Origin of the sequence: Thalassotalea piscium (assembly GCF_030295935.1) — a bacterium.
Lineage (GTDB): Bacteria > Pseudomonadota > Gammaproteobacteria > Enterobacterales > Alteromonadaceae > Thalassotalea_B > Thalassotalea_B piscium.
In genome coordinates this window covers 2314262-2331123 of sequence record NZ_AP027362.1, presented here as the reverse complement: position 1 = coordinate 2331123, position 16862 = coordinate 2314262, and the positions used below count along the sequence as shown (strand labels likewise).

General features: G+C 36.8%; 12 protein-coding genes and 4 tRNA genes. 10 read left to right on the top strand and 6 right to left on the bottom strand.

Translation table 11 applies throughout. From position 1 onward, the window contains the following. Positions 1–68 precede the first annotated feature (68 nt). Positions 69–503 carry a hypothetical protein gene (locus QUD79_RS10150; protein WP_184423135.1) on the bottom strand — a complete coding sequence of 145 codons (435 nt, stop codon included), beginning with the start codon at positions 501–503 and terminating at the stop codon, positions 69–71. A gap of 127 nt (positions 504–630) precedes the next feature. Next, complete coding sequence (gene cysK, locus QUD79_RS10145) at positions 631–1599, bottom strand: cysteine synthase A (protein ID WP_184423137.1); 969 nt, start codon at positions 1597–1599, stop codon at positions 631–633. A gap of 634 nt (positions 1600–2233) precedes the next feature. Here cysK and QUD79_RS10140 point away from each other — a divergent pair. Then, positions 2234–2626 (top strand): RDD family protein, encoded by a 393-nt coding sequence (locus QUD79_RS10140; RefSeq protein WP_246454891.1) that lies wholly within the window; start codon positions 2234–2236, stop codon positions 2624–2626. A gap of 285 nt (positions 2627–2911) precedes the next feature. On the opposite strand, the gene QUD79_RS10135 is transcribed toward QUD79_RS10140, so the two are convergent. From QUD79_RS10135 to QUD79_RS10125, 3 genes are all read right to left on the bottom strand, one after another. Next, positions 2912–3607, bottom strand: a complete 696-nt coding sequence (locus tag QUD79_RS10135) for an aspartate/glutamate racemase family protein (protein ID WP_184423139.1) — start codon at positions 3605–3607, stop codon at positions 2912–2914. Between the two features lie 25 nt (positions 3608–3632). Next, positions 3633–5882 carry a carbohydrate binding family 9 domain-containing protein gene (locus QUD79_RS10130; RefSeq protein WP_184423141.1) on the bottom strand — a complete coding sequence of 750 codons (2250 nt, stop codon included), beginning with the start codon at positions 5880–5882 and terminating at the stop codon, positions 3633–3635. Between the two features lie 185 nt (positions 5883–6067). Beyond that, positions 6068–8446, bottom strand: coding sequence for a carbohydrate binding family 9 domain-containing protein (locus QUD79_RS10125; protein ID WP_184423143.1), 2379 nt, complete (start codon positions 8444–8446; stop codon positions 6068–6070). Positions 8447–8934: 488 nt separating this feature from the next. On the opposite strand from QUD79_RS10125, the gene QUD79_RS10120 reads away from it, so the two are divergent. The 8 genes from QUD79_RS10120 (at position 8935) to QUD79_RS10085 (ending at position 12866) form a co-directional block, all read left to right on the top strand. Beyond that, entirely contained in the window at positions 8935–9660 is a 726-nt protein-coding gene (locus QUD79_RS10120) for a DUF599 domain-containing protein (RefSeq protein WP_184423145.1), read from the top strand. A 1-nt stretch (position 9661) separates the two neighbouring features. Continuing rightward, positions 9662–10153: a DUF2919 family protein gene (locus QUD79_RS10115; RefSeq protein WP_184423147.1), complete on the top strand. Its 492-nt coding sequence runs from the start codon at positions 9662–9664 to the stop codon at positions 10151–10153. Positions 10154–10191: 38 nt separating this feature from the next. Continuing rightward, positions 10192–10929: a DNA polymerase III subunit epsilon gene (gene dnaQ / locus QUD79_RS10110; RefSeq protein WP_184423148.1), complete on the top strand. Its 738-nt coding sequence runs from the start codon at positions 10192–10194 to the stop codon at positions 10927–10929. Continuing rightward, complete coding sequence (locus QUD79_RS10105; protein ID WP_184423150.1) at positions 10917–12251, top strand: TIGR03503 family protein; 1335 nt, start codon at positions 10917–10919, stop codon at positions 12249–12251. Before dnaQ ends, QUD79_RS10105 begins: the two co-directional genes overlap by 13 nt. Before the next feature lie 155 nt (positions 12252–12406). Continuing rightward, positions 12407–12483, top strand: a tRNA-Asp gene (locus QUD79_RS10100). A gap of 26 nt (positions 12484–12509) precedes the next feature. Beyond that, positions 12510–12586: transfer RNA gene (locus QUD79_RS10095), tRNA-Asp, on the top strand. A gap of 41 nt (positions 12587–12627) precedes the next feature. Further along, a tRNA-Asp gene (locus QUD79_RS10090) sits at positions 12628–12704 on the top strand. Positions 12705–12789: 85 nt separating this feature from the next. Beyond that, positions 12790–12866, top strand: a tRNA-Asp gene (locus QUD79_RS10085). 1195 nt (positions 12867–14061) lie between these two features. Here the strand turns inward: QUD79_RS10085 and QUD79_RS10080 are convergent. Next, positions 14062–15015 (bottom strand): response regulator transcription factor, encoded by a 954-nt coding sequence (locus QUD79_RS10080; RefSeq protein ID WP_184423152.1) that lies wholly within the window; start codon positions 15013–15015, stop codon positions 14062–14064. Between the two features lie 151 nt (positions 15016–15166). On the opposite strand from QUD79_RS10080, the gene QUD79_RS10075 reads away from it, so the two are divergent. Then, positions 15167–16822, top strand: coding sequence for an FAD-dependent oxidoreductase (locus QUD79_RS10075; RefSeq protein ID WP_184423154.1), 1656 nt, complete (start codon positions 15167–15169; stop codon positions 16820–16822). Positions 16823–16862 lie beyond the last annotated feature (40 nt).

The following is a 16862-nucleotide window of genomic DNA, read 5'->3' as shown; positions in this document are numbered from 1 at the left end:
AGAAGGCTTAACAGAGAGCGATAGGCATTATTAATTGGTAGAAATTAATAATGCCTTTGGTATAAATATTAAAACGGGTCTTTTAATATTTTATCTATAACCCACTTATCATTGATTTGAACTAATGAAAGTCGCTTAACTTCTTTAATACGATCATTCTGATAATAACCATCAAAATATACTGTGATAACCGCAGCATCTTTAAATTGCTCCCTTACTTTTACACCACTATCATCAGGTCTAATTTCTACATTATCGTAAGACATGTTAAAAAGATGGCGGGCTATTGCGCTAGGCGACTTGTAGTGCATTACAATACGAGCTAACCGCGGAGAGCAAACCGATGCTGCTTTTTTTGCGTTTTTTTCATTATATAATGCTTCAAAAAAAGCGACAGCCACTTTTTCTGGGTTTTCAATTTCCGATATTTCATCTTCATTATTTCCGCAGGCAGATAATAATAAAAGTAACGGTATAAGTAATATAGCTAAATATTGGCGCATGATATTTCATTTTTCCTAAAAACTTAGTTTCATCATACCCTAAGTACCTGATTAATTTCTATGGTTTGGCAATAAAAAGGGCGCCTAAGCGCCCAAATTCAACTATTTTGTTCCGCTTTCTAAATAACTACTGCACTAATTCTTTTTCAGAAAACGTTTCGCCAAATAACGGACTTGATAAATACCGCTCGGCTGAACTTGGTAAGATCACTACTACGTTTTTGTCTTTGTTTTCTGCTTTTTCAGCTAAGCGAATTGCAGCAACAACAGCAGCGCCTGATGAAATTCCTGCTAAAATACCTTCTTCTTTCATTAATCGGTGAGTCATTGCCATAGCATCTTCATTAGATACTTGCTCAACTGCATCAATGACTGAAAGATCTAAATTGCCAGGAATAAAACCAGCACCTATACCTTGGATCTTATGCGGGCCTGGTGTTAATTCTTGTCCTGCCATTTTTTGGCTGATAACAGGTGAATCTGTTGGCTCAACTGCAACAGAGATAATTGTTTTATCTGCTACTTTTTTAAGGTATCGACTTACACCAGTAATTGTACCGCCAGTGCCTACACCAGCAACAAAAATGTCGACATCGCCTTTAGTATCTTCCCATATTTCAGGACCTGTAGTCTTTTCATGAATTTCAGGGTTGGCAGGATTATCAAATTGACCTAAAAGAACATATTTATTTGGATCTGAGTTTTTTATTTCTTGTGCCTTGGCAATTGCACCGCCCATACCTTTAGCGCCTTCAGTTAGTTCTAGCTTTGCGCCTAATGCTGATAATAATTTTCTACGCTCTAAACTCATTGTTGAAGGCATAGTAAGTGTTATTGCATACCCGCGAGCTGCAGCAACAAAAGCTAAGGCAATACCTGTGTTGCCACTGGTAGGCTCAACGATTTCTTTACCTTCAGTTAATAGGCCGCGTTTTTCAGCATCCCAAATCATATTAGCGCCAATTCTACATTTAACACTAAAGCTAGGATTTCTTGCTTCTACTTTAGCAAACACATTACCTGTTGTTACTCGGTTTAATTTAACTAGTGGTGTATTTCCAATAGTTGTTGAATTATCTTGAAAAATATTTGGCATGTTCATTTCCTTTCGGTATGGTGATGCAAATTAGTGACGTTATTCTTTTAATTTTAGCTAACTCGGATCATAAGTTTGTTATAAATACAGTGTAAGAGTAGCGTGTATTGAAATAAAAAGAAGTGATATTTCGTTATATCTTATATGCAATAATGGAATAAGTAGAGCCTTTCTTAATCATAATTGTTGAAATTTAATCCCAATGGCTAATAAATCAACCATGGCCATAAATAACCCTACTTATTTAAGTAACCTGAATTCGGAATAAGCTAAATACACCAAAGCTACGATTTTTGCGCGTATCTGCGTTGCCTGCATGGACGTAAGTACTTGGTTTTTGTCTGGAACTAAAAAACCGTTAATTTGCTACTAATAGCCGACTATTAGTTATACAAATCAGCCTTGATTCGCACAAAACTTATAGCATTGGTATTAAAAATGCACATAGAACTTGTAAAGAAATAATTTAACGCATTGTAAAATATTACTTTTTCTGTTTTTTGCGCACATCCATTATCCCGAGTTCAGGTTAAGTAAAAAAGAAACACGAAAAATACTAACCTCATTTGCTTTTGAAGTAGATAAATCGTTATTTGGTCTTCCGCTAGCGCCACCAAGAAAACGTGCTAATGCATTGCAACCCGATGTTTCGAATCAGGTTGCTCCTCAAGATAAAGAAACCCATCAAACATTTTATGAAGGGCTTGACTGGTTTAAAGGAGTTATAAAGGATCTTGGTTTGAGTTTTGGTTGGGCAGCTTTATATTTTTCGGTACTTACTTCTGTATGGAACGGGCAAACCTTAGGTAAGCGCATAATGCAACTAAGCGTTATTCAGCTTGATGGATCTCCATTAACAGTGCGGGAGAGTTTTGGCCGTTATGGCGGGTATGGTGCAGGGCTTGCAACAGGTTTATTAGGTTTTTTGCAAATTTATTGGGATGCTAATCGCCAATGTATACATGATAAAATATCATCAACTGCTGTAATCGATAATAAAAAAACAATCAACAAGAATAAACATTAATCGAGTAAACAATATGTTAGCTAAATTGTAGGTCATTTATGCTGGAAATAAGCAATTTATTACCCCCTTTTTGTAATCTATAACTATACTTTAGTTAGATGTTCGTGTCGCCGCAGTCAAAGACACTTTTACCGGGTTACCCGTATGTGCGTACAATACACGCACCTTGTTTTAGGACTAACATGTTAACATTTAGGTGTTAATTTATGTGAATGGCCGTCGAAACACTCCCATAAACTGTCGAAATGACGACACGGGCATCTTACTTTACTAGGAGTGTTGATCTTACTGCAACATTGCAAATTCAGCCGCAGCTTGCGCGTGAATAGCTGTTGTATTAAATAACAATACTTCAGTGTCTTTCTGATCAATTAATAATGCTATTTCAGTACAACCTAAAATTATTGCTTGTGCACCTTGTTGGTGTAAGCGGTTAATAATATTAAGGTATTGTACTTTAGATGAGTCGTTTATTTTTCCAAGACATAATTCTTGATAAATCACTTGATGAATCATTTGTTGGTCTACTTCATTAGGCACAATAACATCAATTGCAAATTTATCTTTTAGGCGACCTTTATAAAAGTCCTGCTCCATAGTGAACTTTGTTCCTAGCAAACCGACTTTAGTGATATTTTGTTGCTGTAATTCAACTGCGGTTGCATCGGCTATATGTATTAAAGGAATTGAAACACTATTACTAATAGTGTCAAACACTTTATGCATAGTATTGGTACAAATAATTAAAAAGTCAGCGCCACTAGCTTCTACAGCTTGAGCTGCTTTAGATAATATTTTTGCCGTTTGTGCCCAATCACCTTGGCGCTGTAGCTTTTCTATTTCATCAAAGTTTACGCTGTTTAAAATAATTTTAGCTGAATGTAATCCACCGAGCTTTTTGTTAACACTTTGATTGAGCAGTTGGTAATAGCTAACAGTAGACTCCCAGCTCATTCCCCCTAACAATCCAATGGTTTTCATTACATTACTCTTTATTTTAAATAGCTTAAGGTAACCAAGCGTAACTGACTTTAGTGAAAAAGGTGCGCTCTGCACGTTCGAGACTGAACAAGTCATCATCTTGATAACTAAAGTCAGAATACCCTAAGAAAAATACCGTTTGAGGGTTAATTTTGTACGCGTAAATTAACTGAGCTGATAGATCATTATTAGTTGCTGAAACGTCTACCATCGGGTTGTTATTTGGATTTCTTTCAATATCACTATAAACAAGGTTAAGTTTTAAATAACTGCGAACATCAAATTGATAACTTAGCCTTAGCTCTGAGAGTGAGGCTCGATATACATTAGCGCTGTCAGCCTCTAAACTGCCGTAAGTTTGGTAAAAATCTATTTCAAGGTGCTTAGTTGCGTTATAGGCGATATTAGCACTTATTTCTTTATAGTCACCCAAGCGGTTATTATCGTAGTCAATTTTATCACCTAATGTGATATCTACAGAGCTATATAATTTATTGCTAGGCTGTATATCAAGATGAAAGACTGCTTGATTTTCAGTAAATAAGGTCGTGTTGCCATCAATAGCGGTTTTGCTTGGGTCATAGCGCAAACCTACTTTTTCTGCATGAGTTAACATAATGTCAACGTAGGAAAGTAGCGGGCCATCAATTCCAAAGCTAGTGGCTAGGCTTTTTTCAAGTAATTCGCCCTTATCACTATGTTTAATTTGCCACTGGCCTGAGAGTTTTGCTTCCTGCCAAATGCTATCTGATTCACCATAAAAAAAGCGATCAACTAAAATACTGTCTAACTGATAATCAGCATAAGGCATGTAACCTAAGTCAGCTCTAAAGTCTTGGCCTATATCTTGATGCTCAGCTTTAATACCCCAATATTCTGAGCTGTGGATAAAGTTAAGCTTTAATGCCTGATCTTGAAAGTTTCCCTCATGCTTTGTATCTGAACTTAACCATTGTGCGAGGATGCTATTTGAGTCATCAAATTTGTACTTACCATCGAAACCAAAGACATAGTTATGATAATTGTCGGCAGTTCTGAGCGTGCTAATAGCGCCAATAGACAAGTCTTCATTGGCATCAAAGCGATATTTAATTGCCCCTGAGTGACTCTCTGTATTTAATGAAGCAATGCGCGATTGAGTGTTGCCAGGAATAATAAAGTTGGTTTCAGTATCATTTGTTATAAAAACACCATAGCTGTGTTTGTCTTTGCTACCAGTAAGTTTGGCACCATAATCAGGATCTGCAATATTACGGCTATAAACCAAATTATAATTTGAACTAAAATAATCTGAATTTTCAGTAAAAAACTGGCGTTTCTCTTCGTAATAAAGTGAGAAGGTTTTATTAATGCTCAACTGACCCGCGTCAGATTCTACGGTTGAAAAGTCTGGGTTTATAGTGGCATTTAATAACGTATTTGAATTGATACCCCAGCGTAGGTCTAAGCCTGCTTCAATATCACTATCGCTGTGCCAATCGTTGGAGCTGTCATAAACATCTCTGTATTGATCTTTTTGAGCGACAAGAGCAGGTGTTAACATGAGCTTTTTGCCCGCTTTAGCGTTTTTAAAACCCTTTGCTTCTGGTATTTGACATAACCAACAGTCATTATCTCGGTCTAAAGGTATATGTGAAATACGCAGACGAGTGTCACGAGGGTATAATCTAATTAGTTCTATTGCCCATGTTTTAATTTCATCATTATCTGAAAAATTAAGAATACGGTAAGGAATCGCCAGTTCAACTTGATATCCCTGTTCAGTAATTTTTCCATAAGACTGCCAAATCGCATCCCATGAAGAGTTAGCCTCACCCGTCATTTCATTATTTATTTCGTCAATTTGAACACCAAAAGGATTGACCATAAATTGATAATTAAGTCGACGGGTATTAAAGGTGTCAAGTTTCACAACAACTAAGTCGTCTCCCCACTTAGTATCCCTATCACCTAAAGAGGCTTGAATATTTTCAGGGTTAGGGTCTTGTGCAACAAAAGAAACATACAAAAATTCGCCATTCTCAACGATTTTAGCCGTAGTTTTTACGGGGCTTGATACGTTATTCCAAGGGTAATTGACAATATTGAGTTCGACAGTGTTGGCTTCATCCCAAATTGGATCGTTTAATTCTCCATCTATAATAGCGGTATTTTTACTATAGGGTATTGAGAGTGATTGGATACTGTTGGAAGCCTCTTGAGCGGTTAAAAGAGGGCTTGTGAGTGTGAATACTACAGTTACAAAAAAGGCGTAACTATTCCTTATTTTGAGCATAACTTTTTCTACTTTTTGTTTATTATTTTTATTATGTAATGCGAATTACAATTCCTTTTCGGTTAAATTGTGTCAAATTAGTGTCATTAATACAACCAATAATTGATTGATGTAAAAGCATAAAGTTGAACTTTATGGTGATATTTTTATGCGTGTACATCAATCGTGCTGTGGTGAAATAGTAATTATTGTACCCATGCATAACTAAACTTGGTAAAAATACTTCGTTGGTTTTGCTCGAGATCACTAAAGTGTTGCTCAGCGTCATGACTATCAGAATAACCTAGATAAAATACGGTTTGCGAGTTGATTTTATAGGCATATAACAGTTCAGTTGAAAGCGCTTTACTGTGAGACATTAAGTCTTCAGGGGCAATATAGAGATAGTTACCTACGTTACGATGTGTATTATTATAGATTACACTAAATCGAATGAAGCTTTGTACATTAAATTGATACACTGCGCGTAAATCTGTTAATCGCGCAATAAATACGTTTTGTTGATCTGCATCGAGCTTACTAAATGTATGTTTTAGTTTTATTTCAATATGTTGGTTTAGGTTCCAAGTCATATTTGATTGAAAGCGTTTACTTTTACCTAAACGATTATTACTGTAATCAATTGAATCGCCAGTGCTAACATCAGCACCAATGATAAAGCCTAACGTAGGTCTGACTTCAGCGAATAATGAAGTATTTTTTTCAGTAAATAACGTGGTATTACCGTCGATAGCTAAATTACTTTTATCGTGGCGGCTACCAACTTTATCTCTATAGCTATAAGCTAGTCTGACGTTGGTATTGTGGCTAGCAGTTAGGCGGGCATTTATATCAAATTCTTTTTCAATTAATTCGTTATTGTCATTTTTTATAATATCCCAGTCTGAATATATTTTAAATTGACTCCACCAATCACCTGGTTGTGCGTACCATTTACGGTCGCCGCCAATTGAAAATTTATTATGATCTACTCGTGATATAAAGCCTAAATCCCCTCTAAAACCTGCATTTTGGCGGTCATAAGTTACCCGATAGTACCAATCACTGTCGTTATGGTAGTATCCAGCTCTTATTGCATTTCCGCTGAAACCATCGCTGTTAAGTGTTCGGAGAACTTTTTCATTAAAATCACAATTGCCAAATTCACACTCCGTATTATTCGCATTTAAGCAATCGTCAGGATTATCCGCGTTACAAAACTGTTCAAAGAGTGTGCTTGGGTATTCAGTATCTGAATATAAGCTTTGGAACTTTATAACATCATAAGTACCCAAGCGTACTCTTGCATCAATACCATGTACTTGGTTTTGATAATCTGTTGCAGTTCTTAATGTTGAAATCCATCCTAGTGTAATGTTTTTATTATAATTATAACGATAGCGTAGCGCAGAGGCTTTAGATTCGCCTTCTATTTCAGCTACTGATGACGCTCGGTTTCCGGGAATTAAAATATTGGTACTGTCATCATCGGTAACAAACAATCCAAATGAGTGGTTGTTTTTCCGTCCTGTTAGTTTTGCTCCATAATTAGGTGCATTAATATTTCTGGTATAAATTAAGTCGTAATTTGAGTCGAAGTAATCAGCATTATCTAAAAAAAACGCCCGTTTTTCTTGAAAAAATAAAGCAAAGGTATTGTTAATATTAAGCTGGGAGCTGTCTGTTTCTATCGTTGAAAAGTCTGGGTTTATGGTGGCATTAAGTAAAACATCAGGTGTTATACCCCAGCGTAAATCTAAGCTAGCTTCGGTATTAGTTGTATTGATCCACTGGCTATCATTCGCAGATCTTTCTTGGCTTTTACCCGTAACTAACGAAGGTGCAACGATCAAGTTGCTACCTTGTTTGGCTCCTGAGAAGCCTGTAGCTGTGGCAAGCTGACAAAGCTCACAGCTATTATCGCGATCTATTGTGATGTTAGAAATTCTTAACGATTCTTCTCTAGGATAAAAGCGAACTAATTCAATCCCCCAGTCTTGCGGCGTAGATTTTTCGGTAAAGTTCAAAATACTCAAAGGAAGGGCTATTTCTACCACATAACCGTTGCAGGTAATTTCACCTGCAGCATCCCATATTCCATCCCATGCATCGCTTTCTCTTTGGGTGACTTCGTTTTCAACACCATCAATTTTTACACCAAGAGGGTTAACCAAAAACCGATAAGCACTGCGTTGATCATTAAAAGTGTCTATTTTTATACCAACGATATCGTCTCCCCAAACCTTATCGCGATCTTTATAAAAAGCGCGTATTTTTTCAGGCTCAGGATCTTGCGCGAAGAAAGCAATGTATAAAGTATTACCATCTTCCATTAACAAGGCCTCTGTGTTAATGCTACTTGGTATATTATTATGAGGTCGAGTGATGTTATTAATCAGTACCTTTTTGGCATTACGCCATTGCGGCTCTGAAATTTTAGCATCTATTGTAATTTGACCTTCAACGCGAGGTATTTCAATTTTAGAGGTGTTTTTAACATGCGAATTAGCAAAAGCATTATTCAACATAAAATAAAGAGGAAAGCATAATAAAGCGAAGGCTATCGATATATTGCTATTTTTCATTAATAGCCCTTAGGTATCTTTTGGACAAAATAAATTTGAGACATAATATCGCTATGTGAATATGAGTCAAAGAAAACACGATGACTGACCAATACAATAAGATTAGCTGTATTTTTACATTAAGGCGTTTTTTTCTTTAATATATAAATATGCTACAACACCAATGACCTTTATTGGATTGAGCTACTGCGTTTTGCTTACTTGTTGGAAACAATAACTTTGTATCCGCTTGGCTGTATTTAGCAATAACTTATTAATGTTGAATAATATACACAACTTCACCCACTTTAACTAATTGATATTCATTGTTAATTTATATTGCAAAGTATTTAGTAATATAAATTAAAATTTAGAGCCTTAGGTGGATATTATCTAATGTAAATCAATAAGTTCACTTTAAAATTTCACAATAATTTAAAGAAATTGTTCTCGAATAAATAAGCATACTAATGCATACTTGCACTATAATAACTGCAACTTGATTGGCTATGAATAATTATTACTTTGATTTATTTGCTTTAATTGTCTTTGTTTTTAGTTGGACAGGCTATACATGGTTTGCAAAAAAACGAGCTAAAACAGACGACTGTATTGCACGTTGCTTACATCAGCACAGAATTCATTGGATGTATGAAACAATGGAGCGTGACTTAAGGATGGTAGAAGCAGGGTTACTTGCAAACTTAGAACGTAATATTGCTTTTTTTGCCTCAACAACCTTGCTGGTTTTAGCAGGGGTATTAACGTTATTTTCACAAGTAGATAGACTAGAACAAGTACTCGCGACTATCCCTTTTACGGCATATCCTGATCATGGCATCATCCAAGTTAAGCTTGGTGTATTGGTTGTTATTTTTGTTATGGCATTTTTTCACTTTACCTGGTCGATGCGTCAATATGGCTTTTTAAATGTGATGATTGGTGCAGCTCCTTACAGTCAAAATGGGCCTGAAGAAAGTCACCAAAAATATGCTTATCAAATGGCGATAGTTCAAGATCAAGCAGCCCATTCATATAATTATGGTCTGCGTGCTTTTTATTTTTCTATTGCGGTTGTTTTATGGTTTTTTCATCCCTTTTTACTGATTTTTGTGAGCTTGTTTGTCGTACATACCTTGTTTAATCGAGAGTTTCGCTCTAAAGCCGTTAAAGCTATTACAGAGGGGCAAAAAATACTTGAAAGTGAGCGAAACGGTAGAAAAAATAACATTTAAAATGAATAACAAACATCGTTTTGCCCATTATTTACCAAGTGACTTTGATCAATTTGATTGCGTAAAGTTATCTAAAATTTTTTATTTGTTATTACTCATTATTCTACGAGGCTACATTGTATGGATTATGTCGATAACGAACTTTAAAGATCGTGTTAGCGTAATTGAGTGGGTTTACCCTGAGCCTATATTATTTTATACCAGTCTTATTTCGGGAATAATAGGCCTATTCGTTTTGTTAATTATAAGTTTAAGAAGACCTGATGCGCCTAACTGGATAAAGAAATGTTGGTACAATATAAGACATTTTTTTGCCGTAGCCTTATGTTTTGATTGGCTTGTTAATTTAGCGGCCTATTTCTACGATATTCTATATGCTTTACCATTAATTATTATTTATGGTGTATTTGTTGTTATTGCGCTAATTGTGCTTTATTCCAATACACGAATTAAAATTAATGTTGAAGAGTTTCCAGAAAAACTGCCAGATTAAGTGCTATTATTTCAACAGATTAAAGAAGGGTAATTATAATGAGTGAAGAGCTACAAGAACATCGACTGATTATTCTTGATACTGAAACAACGGGTATTAATCCAAGAGAAGGGCACCGCATTGTTGAAATAGGTTGTGTTGAAATGATCAATCGACAATTAACAGGGCGTACTTACCACGCATATATCAAACCTATGCAAAACGGTATGCAAATGGTGATGGAACAAGAAGTCATTAACATACATGGTTTAACTGATGAATTTCTTCGTGATAAGCCTCAATTTAATCAAGTAGCGCGAGAGTTTATCGATTTTATTAAAGGCGCAGAGTTAGTTATACATAATGCAAAGTTTGATGTTGGCTTTATGAATCATGAGTTTTCAATGATTAACGGCCTACCGATGACAGAAGAAATTTGTACAATAACTGATACGCTACAAGTAGCAAAGGATGAATTTGGCTCACCTAAAACACTCGATTATTTAGCTCGGTTTTATAAAGTAGATAAATTAATAGATCGTACCTATCACGGTGCATTAATTGATGCTCAGTTACTAGCTTTTGTCTATGTAGAAATGACACGTAAACAGTCGGCTTTAGACTTAACTGCTGGCGATGGACATAAAGAAGGCACTGATGCTAATGCAATAAGACGTTTAGATGAGGTGAGAAGTAAATTAAAGGTTATCTATGCAACTGCCGATGAAGAGATTGCACATCAAAAACGTCTTGCCATACTGGCAGAAAAAGGGAGCGAGCCTTTATGGCAAAATTAATGGCAAAGTTAGGTTGCTGTAGCCGTTATTTATTTATCTTACTTGTTATTATACAAAGTTACTATGTAATGGCGCAGCAAGAGTTAACAGAAATTGAATATTACAAAAATGATGATGTTACTAATCAAATTGCCCTATTAGATAATCGATTTCGTATAGATGCTCAATTAGAAGAAGTGACCTTGTTATTTTACCGAGCAACGGGTAGTCAACCGGTAATTCTTATTCGTCCTGACGGTAGTAAACTTAAAATTAATAACTACCCTAAAGATGAAGTTGAATGGTTTGACGATCGAACTTATGACTTAATACGTATGAAAAACCCGATGATAGGGCCATGGCAAGCTGTAGGTGATATTTCACCCGATAGTAAAATAATGGTAATAACAGAGGTGAGAATTGAAGTCGAGCCACTTCCTGAAACGTTGTTGTCAGGTGAAACCTTAAAAGTTTTTGCGCGCCTATATAATCGAGAAAAAGCAATTGATGACCCTCGTTTTGATGATGTAATCGACTTAGACATTGATTTTTATAGTACTAATAATTCTAACTTTGATAACTTTGGTGCAAAACCAATAGAAATTGGCTCGTTCAGAGACGATGGCTATGAACTTGATGAGCATGCTAAAGATGGGATTTTTACTGCAGAATTTGAATTAAATTTTGCAGCTGGTGAGTGGGTACCTATTTATCGTGTGAAAATGCCAATGGCAGAGAGAGAACTAAGACAAAAGCCGGTTATATTACGTCCTGTTCCTGTGAAAATTACTGTCGATAAAACAGTTAACAAAAACGAATACCATAAAATAAACTTTAATATCGATGGCACCTATGTTGATCCCGATAGTATGATTTTTCAAGGAAAGATTACATATCCAGATAAACAGGCTGACCCTTTGTCTATAACTGAAGGGCAGGGTACGAAGCGGGTGAAAAAAATTGCTTTTACCGAACCTGGTATTCATCGTTTAAATATTAATGCTTTTGGTGAAACAATTGATGGTCGAGAATTTCGTTTAGTAATACCTGAGTTTACTTTCAATGTAGAGCGTAAGGGGGGAGTGCGCATTGGCAACCTATCAGGAGATGGCGAAACCAATGACGCTGAAAATACAGTGGAAACAGCACTTGCGATAAAAGAAGCTTCTGTTAAAAAACTTCAAGAAGAATTAGCCCTCGCAAAATTAAAGCATGAACAAGAGCAAGCAGCTAAAAAAGAAATGAATATAATGATCGCAATCATTGTAAACTTAGTCATTATTCTAGCTGCAATAACTGTGTTTATTATTATTCGCCGTAAAAAAAGCAAAGAGAGTAAGTAATAATCAGTGTGTTTTTGCTGTGTTTTTCATCGTATTGCTCAGCAAACACTCATACAGTAAAAAGAATACAAAAAAGTGGTTGACGCACTGGCCTGTTAACCGTATTATTCCCGCCGCATTCAACGACTTGTTGTTGGGCGTAGAATAAAACGTGTGGAGTGGTAGTTCAGTTGGTTAGAATACCGGCCTGTCACGCCGGGGGTCGCGGGTTCGAGTCCCGTCCACTCCGCCACTTTATTCTACAATGTATATCTCTGCGGAGTGGTAGTTCAGTTGGTTAGAATACCGGCCTGTCACGCCGGGGGTCGCGGGTTCGAGTCCCGTCCACTCCGCCAATAGATATACAACAAGTTGATGCATGAGATTAGGTTATAGCGGAGTGGTAGTTCAGTTGGTTAGAATACCGGCCTGTCACGCCGGGGGTCGCGGGTTCGAGTCCCGTCCACTCCGCCACTAATTTCAAAGTAATATAGTATTTATACTTAAAAGGGGAGCCTTTAAAAATACTCACAACCTCGCTTGTTTACAAGCACTGTGCGGAGTGGTAGTTCAGTTGGTTAGAATACCGGCCTGTCACGCCGGGGGTCGCGGGTTCGAGTCCCGTCCACTCCGCCAACTCTTTATTTCAAATCTACGTATTTACAGAATTAATAAAACTAAATATTCAAAGCAGCAAACTGAACTTGTTCAGTTGGTTTGGCTTATTTAAAATTCAGCAGCCTGTCACGCCGGGGGTCGCGGGTTCGAGTCCCGTCCACTGTGCCAACTCTTTATTTCAAATCTACGTATTTACAGAATTAATAAAACTAAATATTCAAAGCAGCAAACTGAACTTGTTCAGTTGGTTTGGCTTATTTAAAATTCAGCAGCCTGTCACGCCGGGGGGCGCGGGTTCGAGTCCCGTCCACTGTGCCAACTCTTTATTTCAAATCTACGTATTTACAGAATTAATAAAACTAAATATTCAAAGCAGCAAACTGAACTTATTCAGTTGGTTTGGCTTATTTAAAATTCAGCGGCCTGTCACGCCGGGGGGCGCGGGTTCGAGTCCCGTCCACTGTGCCAACTCTTTATTTTAAATCTACGTATTTATAGAATTAATAAAACTAAATAGTCAAAGCAGCAAACTGAACTTGTTCAGTTGGTTTGGCTTATTTAAAATTCAGCGGCCTGTCACGCCGGGGGTCGCGGGTTTGAGTCCCGTCCACTGTGCCAACTCTTTATTTCAAATCTACGTATTTACAGAATAAATAAAACTGAATATTCAAAGCAGCAAACTGAACTTGTTCAGTTGGTTTGGCTTATTTAAAATTCAGCGGCCTGTCACGCCGGGGGTCGCGGGTTCGAGTCCCGTCCACTGTGCCAACTCTTTATTTCAAATCTACGTATTTACAGAATAAATAAAACTGAATAGTCAAAGCAGCAAACTGAACTTGTTCAGTTGGTTTGGCTTATTTAAAATTCAGCGGCCTGTCACGCCGGGGGGCGCGGGTTCGAGTCCCGTCCACTGTGCCAACTCTTTATTTTAAATCTACGTATTTACAGAATTAATAAAACTAAATAGTCAAAGCAGCAAACTGAACTTGTTCAGTTGGTTTGGCTTATTTAAAACTCAGCGGCCTGTCACGCCGGGGGGCGCGGGTTCGAGTCCCGTCCACTGTGCCAACTCTTTATTTCAAATCTACGTATTTACAGAATAAATAAAACTGAATATTCAAAGCAGCAAACTGAACTTGTTCAGTTGGTTCGGCTTATTTTGTTATTTTCTTGAATTAATCTTTACGTTTTCTTAGCTTTAAGTAACCGAGTACTATTGTGCCGGTTCAGATTTACTTACTAGTGCCACTAAGTCGCTGCGCTTATTGATCCCAAGTTTAGAGTAGATACGATATAAATGGTTTGAGACGGTAGAAGGAGATAAATTTAAACTTTTAGCAATTTGTTTGAAAGTACTACCTTTGCATATTCCCTCAACTACTTCTCTTTCTCTTTGTGTTAATTCATCAAGTTGATTTTTTACTCGTACAGTTAATTTAAATAACTCGCCGAAAGACTCACGCTTAAATTGCAGGTTTGCAATAGTAAAGTCGTTACTTAAATCTGTCATTGTTAACGGAAACTGCTGCTTAGCTGAATTAGGTAAGTGAGCTTCTAGTACATCTAAAAAGCTAGATGTTACGTTATGGTATATACCCTCGCGATCGCATAGTGCACATTTATTGTCATTTTTGGCATCTAATGTGTTTTCATTTAACGTGATAAACTGTTTATGAGATAAAGCACAGCGTAAATGAAAAAGTAATTGGTTATGCAACCGTTTTTCCTCGTAGGAAAAGGTAGCATTCCTATCAAACCTATAAAGAGTTAATAATGTAAATATACCGCTGCGAAATTCAATATCAATAGAACTTAATATTCGTTCTATTTCATAGGGCTTAAAGCAATCTAAATATAGTGAAGATTGATAAAACTCCTCATCAGTTAATATTTCTCGCATATCTACTGCTAGGCCTTCATTTAACATTAATTGTTTAAAAATTGGATTAATAGCGACTGTTTTTCTTAATTTTTCAAAAATTTCTGGCGGTACGTCAAGTGTTGTTTGAGTGTGAAATTGCTGAGAAGATATATGGCCAGTGCCCCAAATTGCAGCATCAAAATGAATGACTTGTCTAAGCAGATCTAGTGCCCAACTAGAAAATTCTTCTAGAGGGATAAATGAAGCATCGCGATAAAGTTTGCTGATAAATATGTCGGGAGTCATGTTATTCCATTGTTATTTTAAAGTTACCTATAGCCAAGGCTAAAATGAAGGTTAAACAGTCTCTAGTGATTAGGCAATTTTTACTATGGTCAACTAAACCTTGTTAGCACACTATAATATAAAGTTAAGTGATTCCAAGTGAAATAATTACATGAAACAAAACAAAGTGATTAATTGTGATACAGCAATTGCAGGTGGCGGCATTGCCGGCTTAGTTTGTGCGTTAGAGTTGCTTGAGGCAGGGCAGCAAGTAATTATTATTGATAGAGATACTCCAGAACGTTTAGGAGGACTCGCCCGCTGGGCATTTGGAGGTATGGCTTTATCTGAAACGGCACAGCAAAAGCGAATGAAAGTGCCTGATACTCCTAAGTTGTTATTGAAAGATTGGCTTAGTTTCGCAGAGTTTAATCGTGAAGATTTTTGGCCTCAGCAATGGGCTAAAATGTATGCTGATAAAAATAACGAAATGGTGTACCAATGGTTGCTGAAGCTAGGCCTTAAATTTATGCCTGCGGTTAATTGGGTTGAACGAGGTTTATTTGTTCCTGGTAACTCACTACCTAGATACCATATTTTATGGGGAACAGGTTTACACCTAATTGAAACTATAATTGCCAAGCTTTCGTCTTACCTTACGATACCATACGGTGATAGTTATCAGCTTCAAATTTTTCATCAACATAAAGTTATTAAACCTACCGTTGAAACAATTAATAATACAGTTGGGGTTACGGGGGTAGAAGTACTTAATGAACAAAGTGGAAAAACCTTTTTTATTGAAAGTATGCAAGTTGTCATTGCCTGTGGTGGTATTAATGGCAGTATTGAAAAGGTAAAACAAAATTGGTGCTCATCGCTAGAGCGCTCTCCTAAAACATTACTCAATGGTGCGAATCCAATTTCAGATGGTAAGCTACATGATGAAGTTCAAGCACTTGGCGCAACGGTTACACACACAGATAAAATGTGGAATTATGCTGCTGGTATACATCACCCTCAAGCAGAGTTTGAAGGGCATGGTTTAAGCTTAATTCCCTGTAAGTCTGCGTTGTGGATGGACCATACGGGTAAGCGAATTGGTCCTATTCCCTTGGTGACAGGCTTTGATACTCACTATTTATGTCAAGAAGTTGCTAAGCAAGAAAAATCCTGGACATGGCATATTTTAAATTGGGATATAGCCGCTAAAGAATTAGCTGTTTCAGGCTCACTACATAACCCCGCCATTGTTAACCGAAAACTTTTTACTTTAATTAAAGAAATGTTGTTAGGGAATCATCGCTTGGTTAAGCAATTAGTGAATGAAAGTGATGACTTTATTTGTGCTGAAAACCTCGAGGAATTAGTAGAGAAAATGAATAAACTGACAGGCGATAATCATGTTGAAAGTAAGTTTCTTAAACAAGAAATAGCGCAATACGACCAACAATTAATTAATGGCAATAATTTACACAATGACGATCAGCTAAGGAGAATTAACCATGCTCGCCAATGGAAAGTTGATCGTTTACGAACCTGTAAACCTAAACCAATATTGTTAAATAGTAATAAAAATAAGCTCATTGCTATTAGAGTGCAACTCATTAGCCGTAAAAGCTTAGGTGGAGTTCAAACAAATTTAAACAGTGAAGTTTTAGACAGTAAAGGTAACCCGATTACTGGGCTGTATTGTGTTGGTGAAGCGGCAGGGTTTGGTGGAGGTGGTGCAAATGGCTTAAGGTCACTTGAAGGTACATTTCTCTCTGGTTGTATATTAACGGCCAGAATCGCAAGCCAAGCAATAGTGAAAAAGGGTAAGCGGTAAGCGCTTAAGATCAGCACGCCCTAATATTAATTTTATATAA

What these genes read in the sequence shown, in the direction of transcription:
- QUD79_RS10120 (WP_184423145.1), top strand. Translation starts at nt 8,935, where the DNA reads ATGAATAATTATTACTTTGATTTATTTGCTTTAATTGTCTTTGTTTTT.
- QUD79_RS10135 (WP_184423139.1), bottom strand. Translation starts at nt 3,607, where the DNA reads ATGAAAACCATTGGATTGTTAGGGGGAATGAGCTGGGAGTCTACTGTT.
- QUD79_RS10125 (WP_184423143.1), bottom strand. Translation starts at nt 8,446, where the DNA reads ATGAAAAATAGCAATATATCGATAGCCTTCGCTTTATTATGCTTTCCT.
- QUD79_RS10075 (WP_184423154.1), top strand. Translation starts at nt 15,167, where the DNA reads ATGAAACAAAACAAAGTGATTAATTGTGATACAGCAATTGCAGGTGGC.
- QUD79_RS10130 (WP_184423141.1), bottom strand. Translation starts at nt 5,882, where the DNA reads ATGCTCAAAATAAGGAATAGTTACGCCTTTTTTGTAACTGTAGTATTC.
- QUD79_RS10150 (WP_184423135.1), bottom strand. Translation starts at nt 503, where the DNA reads ATGCGCCAATATTTAGCTATATTACTTATACCGTTACTTTTATTATTA.
- QUD79_RS10080 (WP_184423152.1), bottom strand. Translation starts at nt 15,015, where the DNA reads ATGACTCCCGACATATTTATCAGCAAACTTTATCGCGATGCTTCATTT.
- dnaQ (WP_184423148.1), top strand. Translation starts at nt 10,192, where the DNA reads ATGAGTGAAGAGCTACAAGAACATCGACTGATTATTCTTGATACTGAA.
- QUD79_RS10105 (WP_184423150.1), top strand. Translation starts at nt 10,917, where the DNA reads ATGGCAAAATTAATGGCAAAGTTAGGTTGCTGTAGCCGTTATTTATTT.
- QUD79_RS10115 (WP_184423147.1), top strand. Translation starts at nt 9,662, where the DNA reads ATGAATAACAAACATCGTTTTGCCCATTATTTACCAAGTGACTTTGAT.
- cysK (WP_184423137.1), bottom strand. Translation starts at nt 1,599, where the DNA reads ATGCCAAATATTTTTCAAGATAATTCAACAACTATTGGAAATACACCA.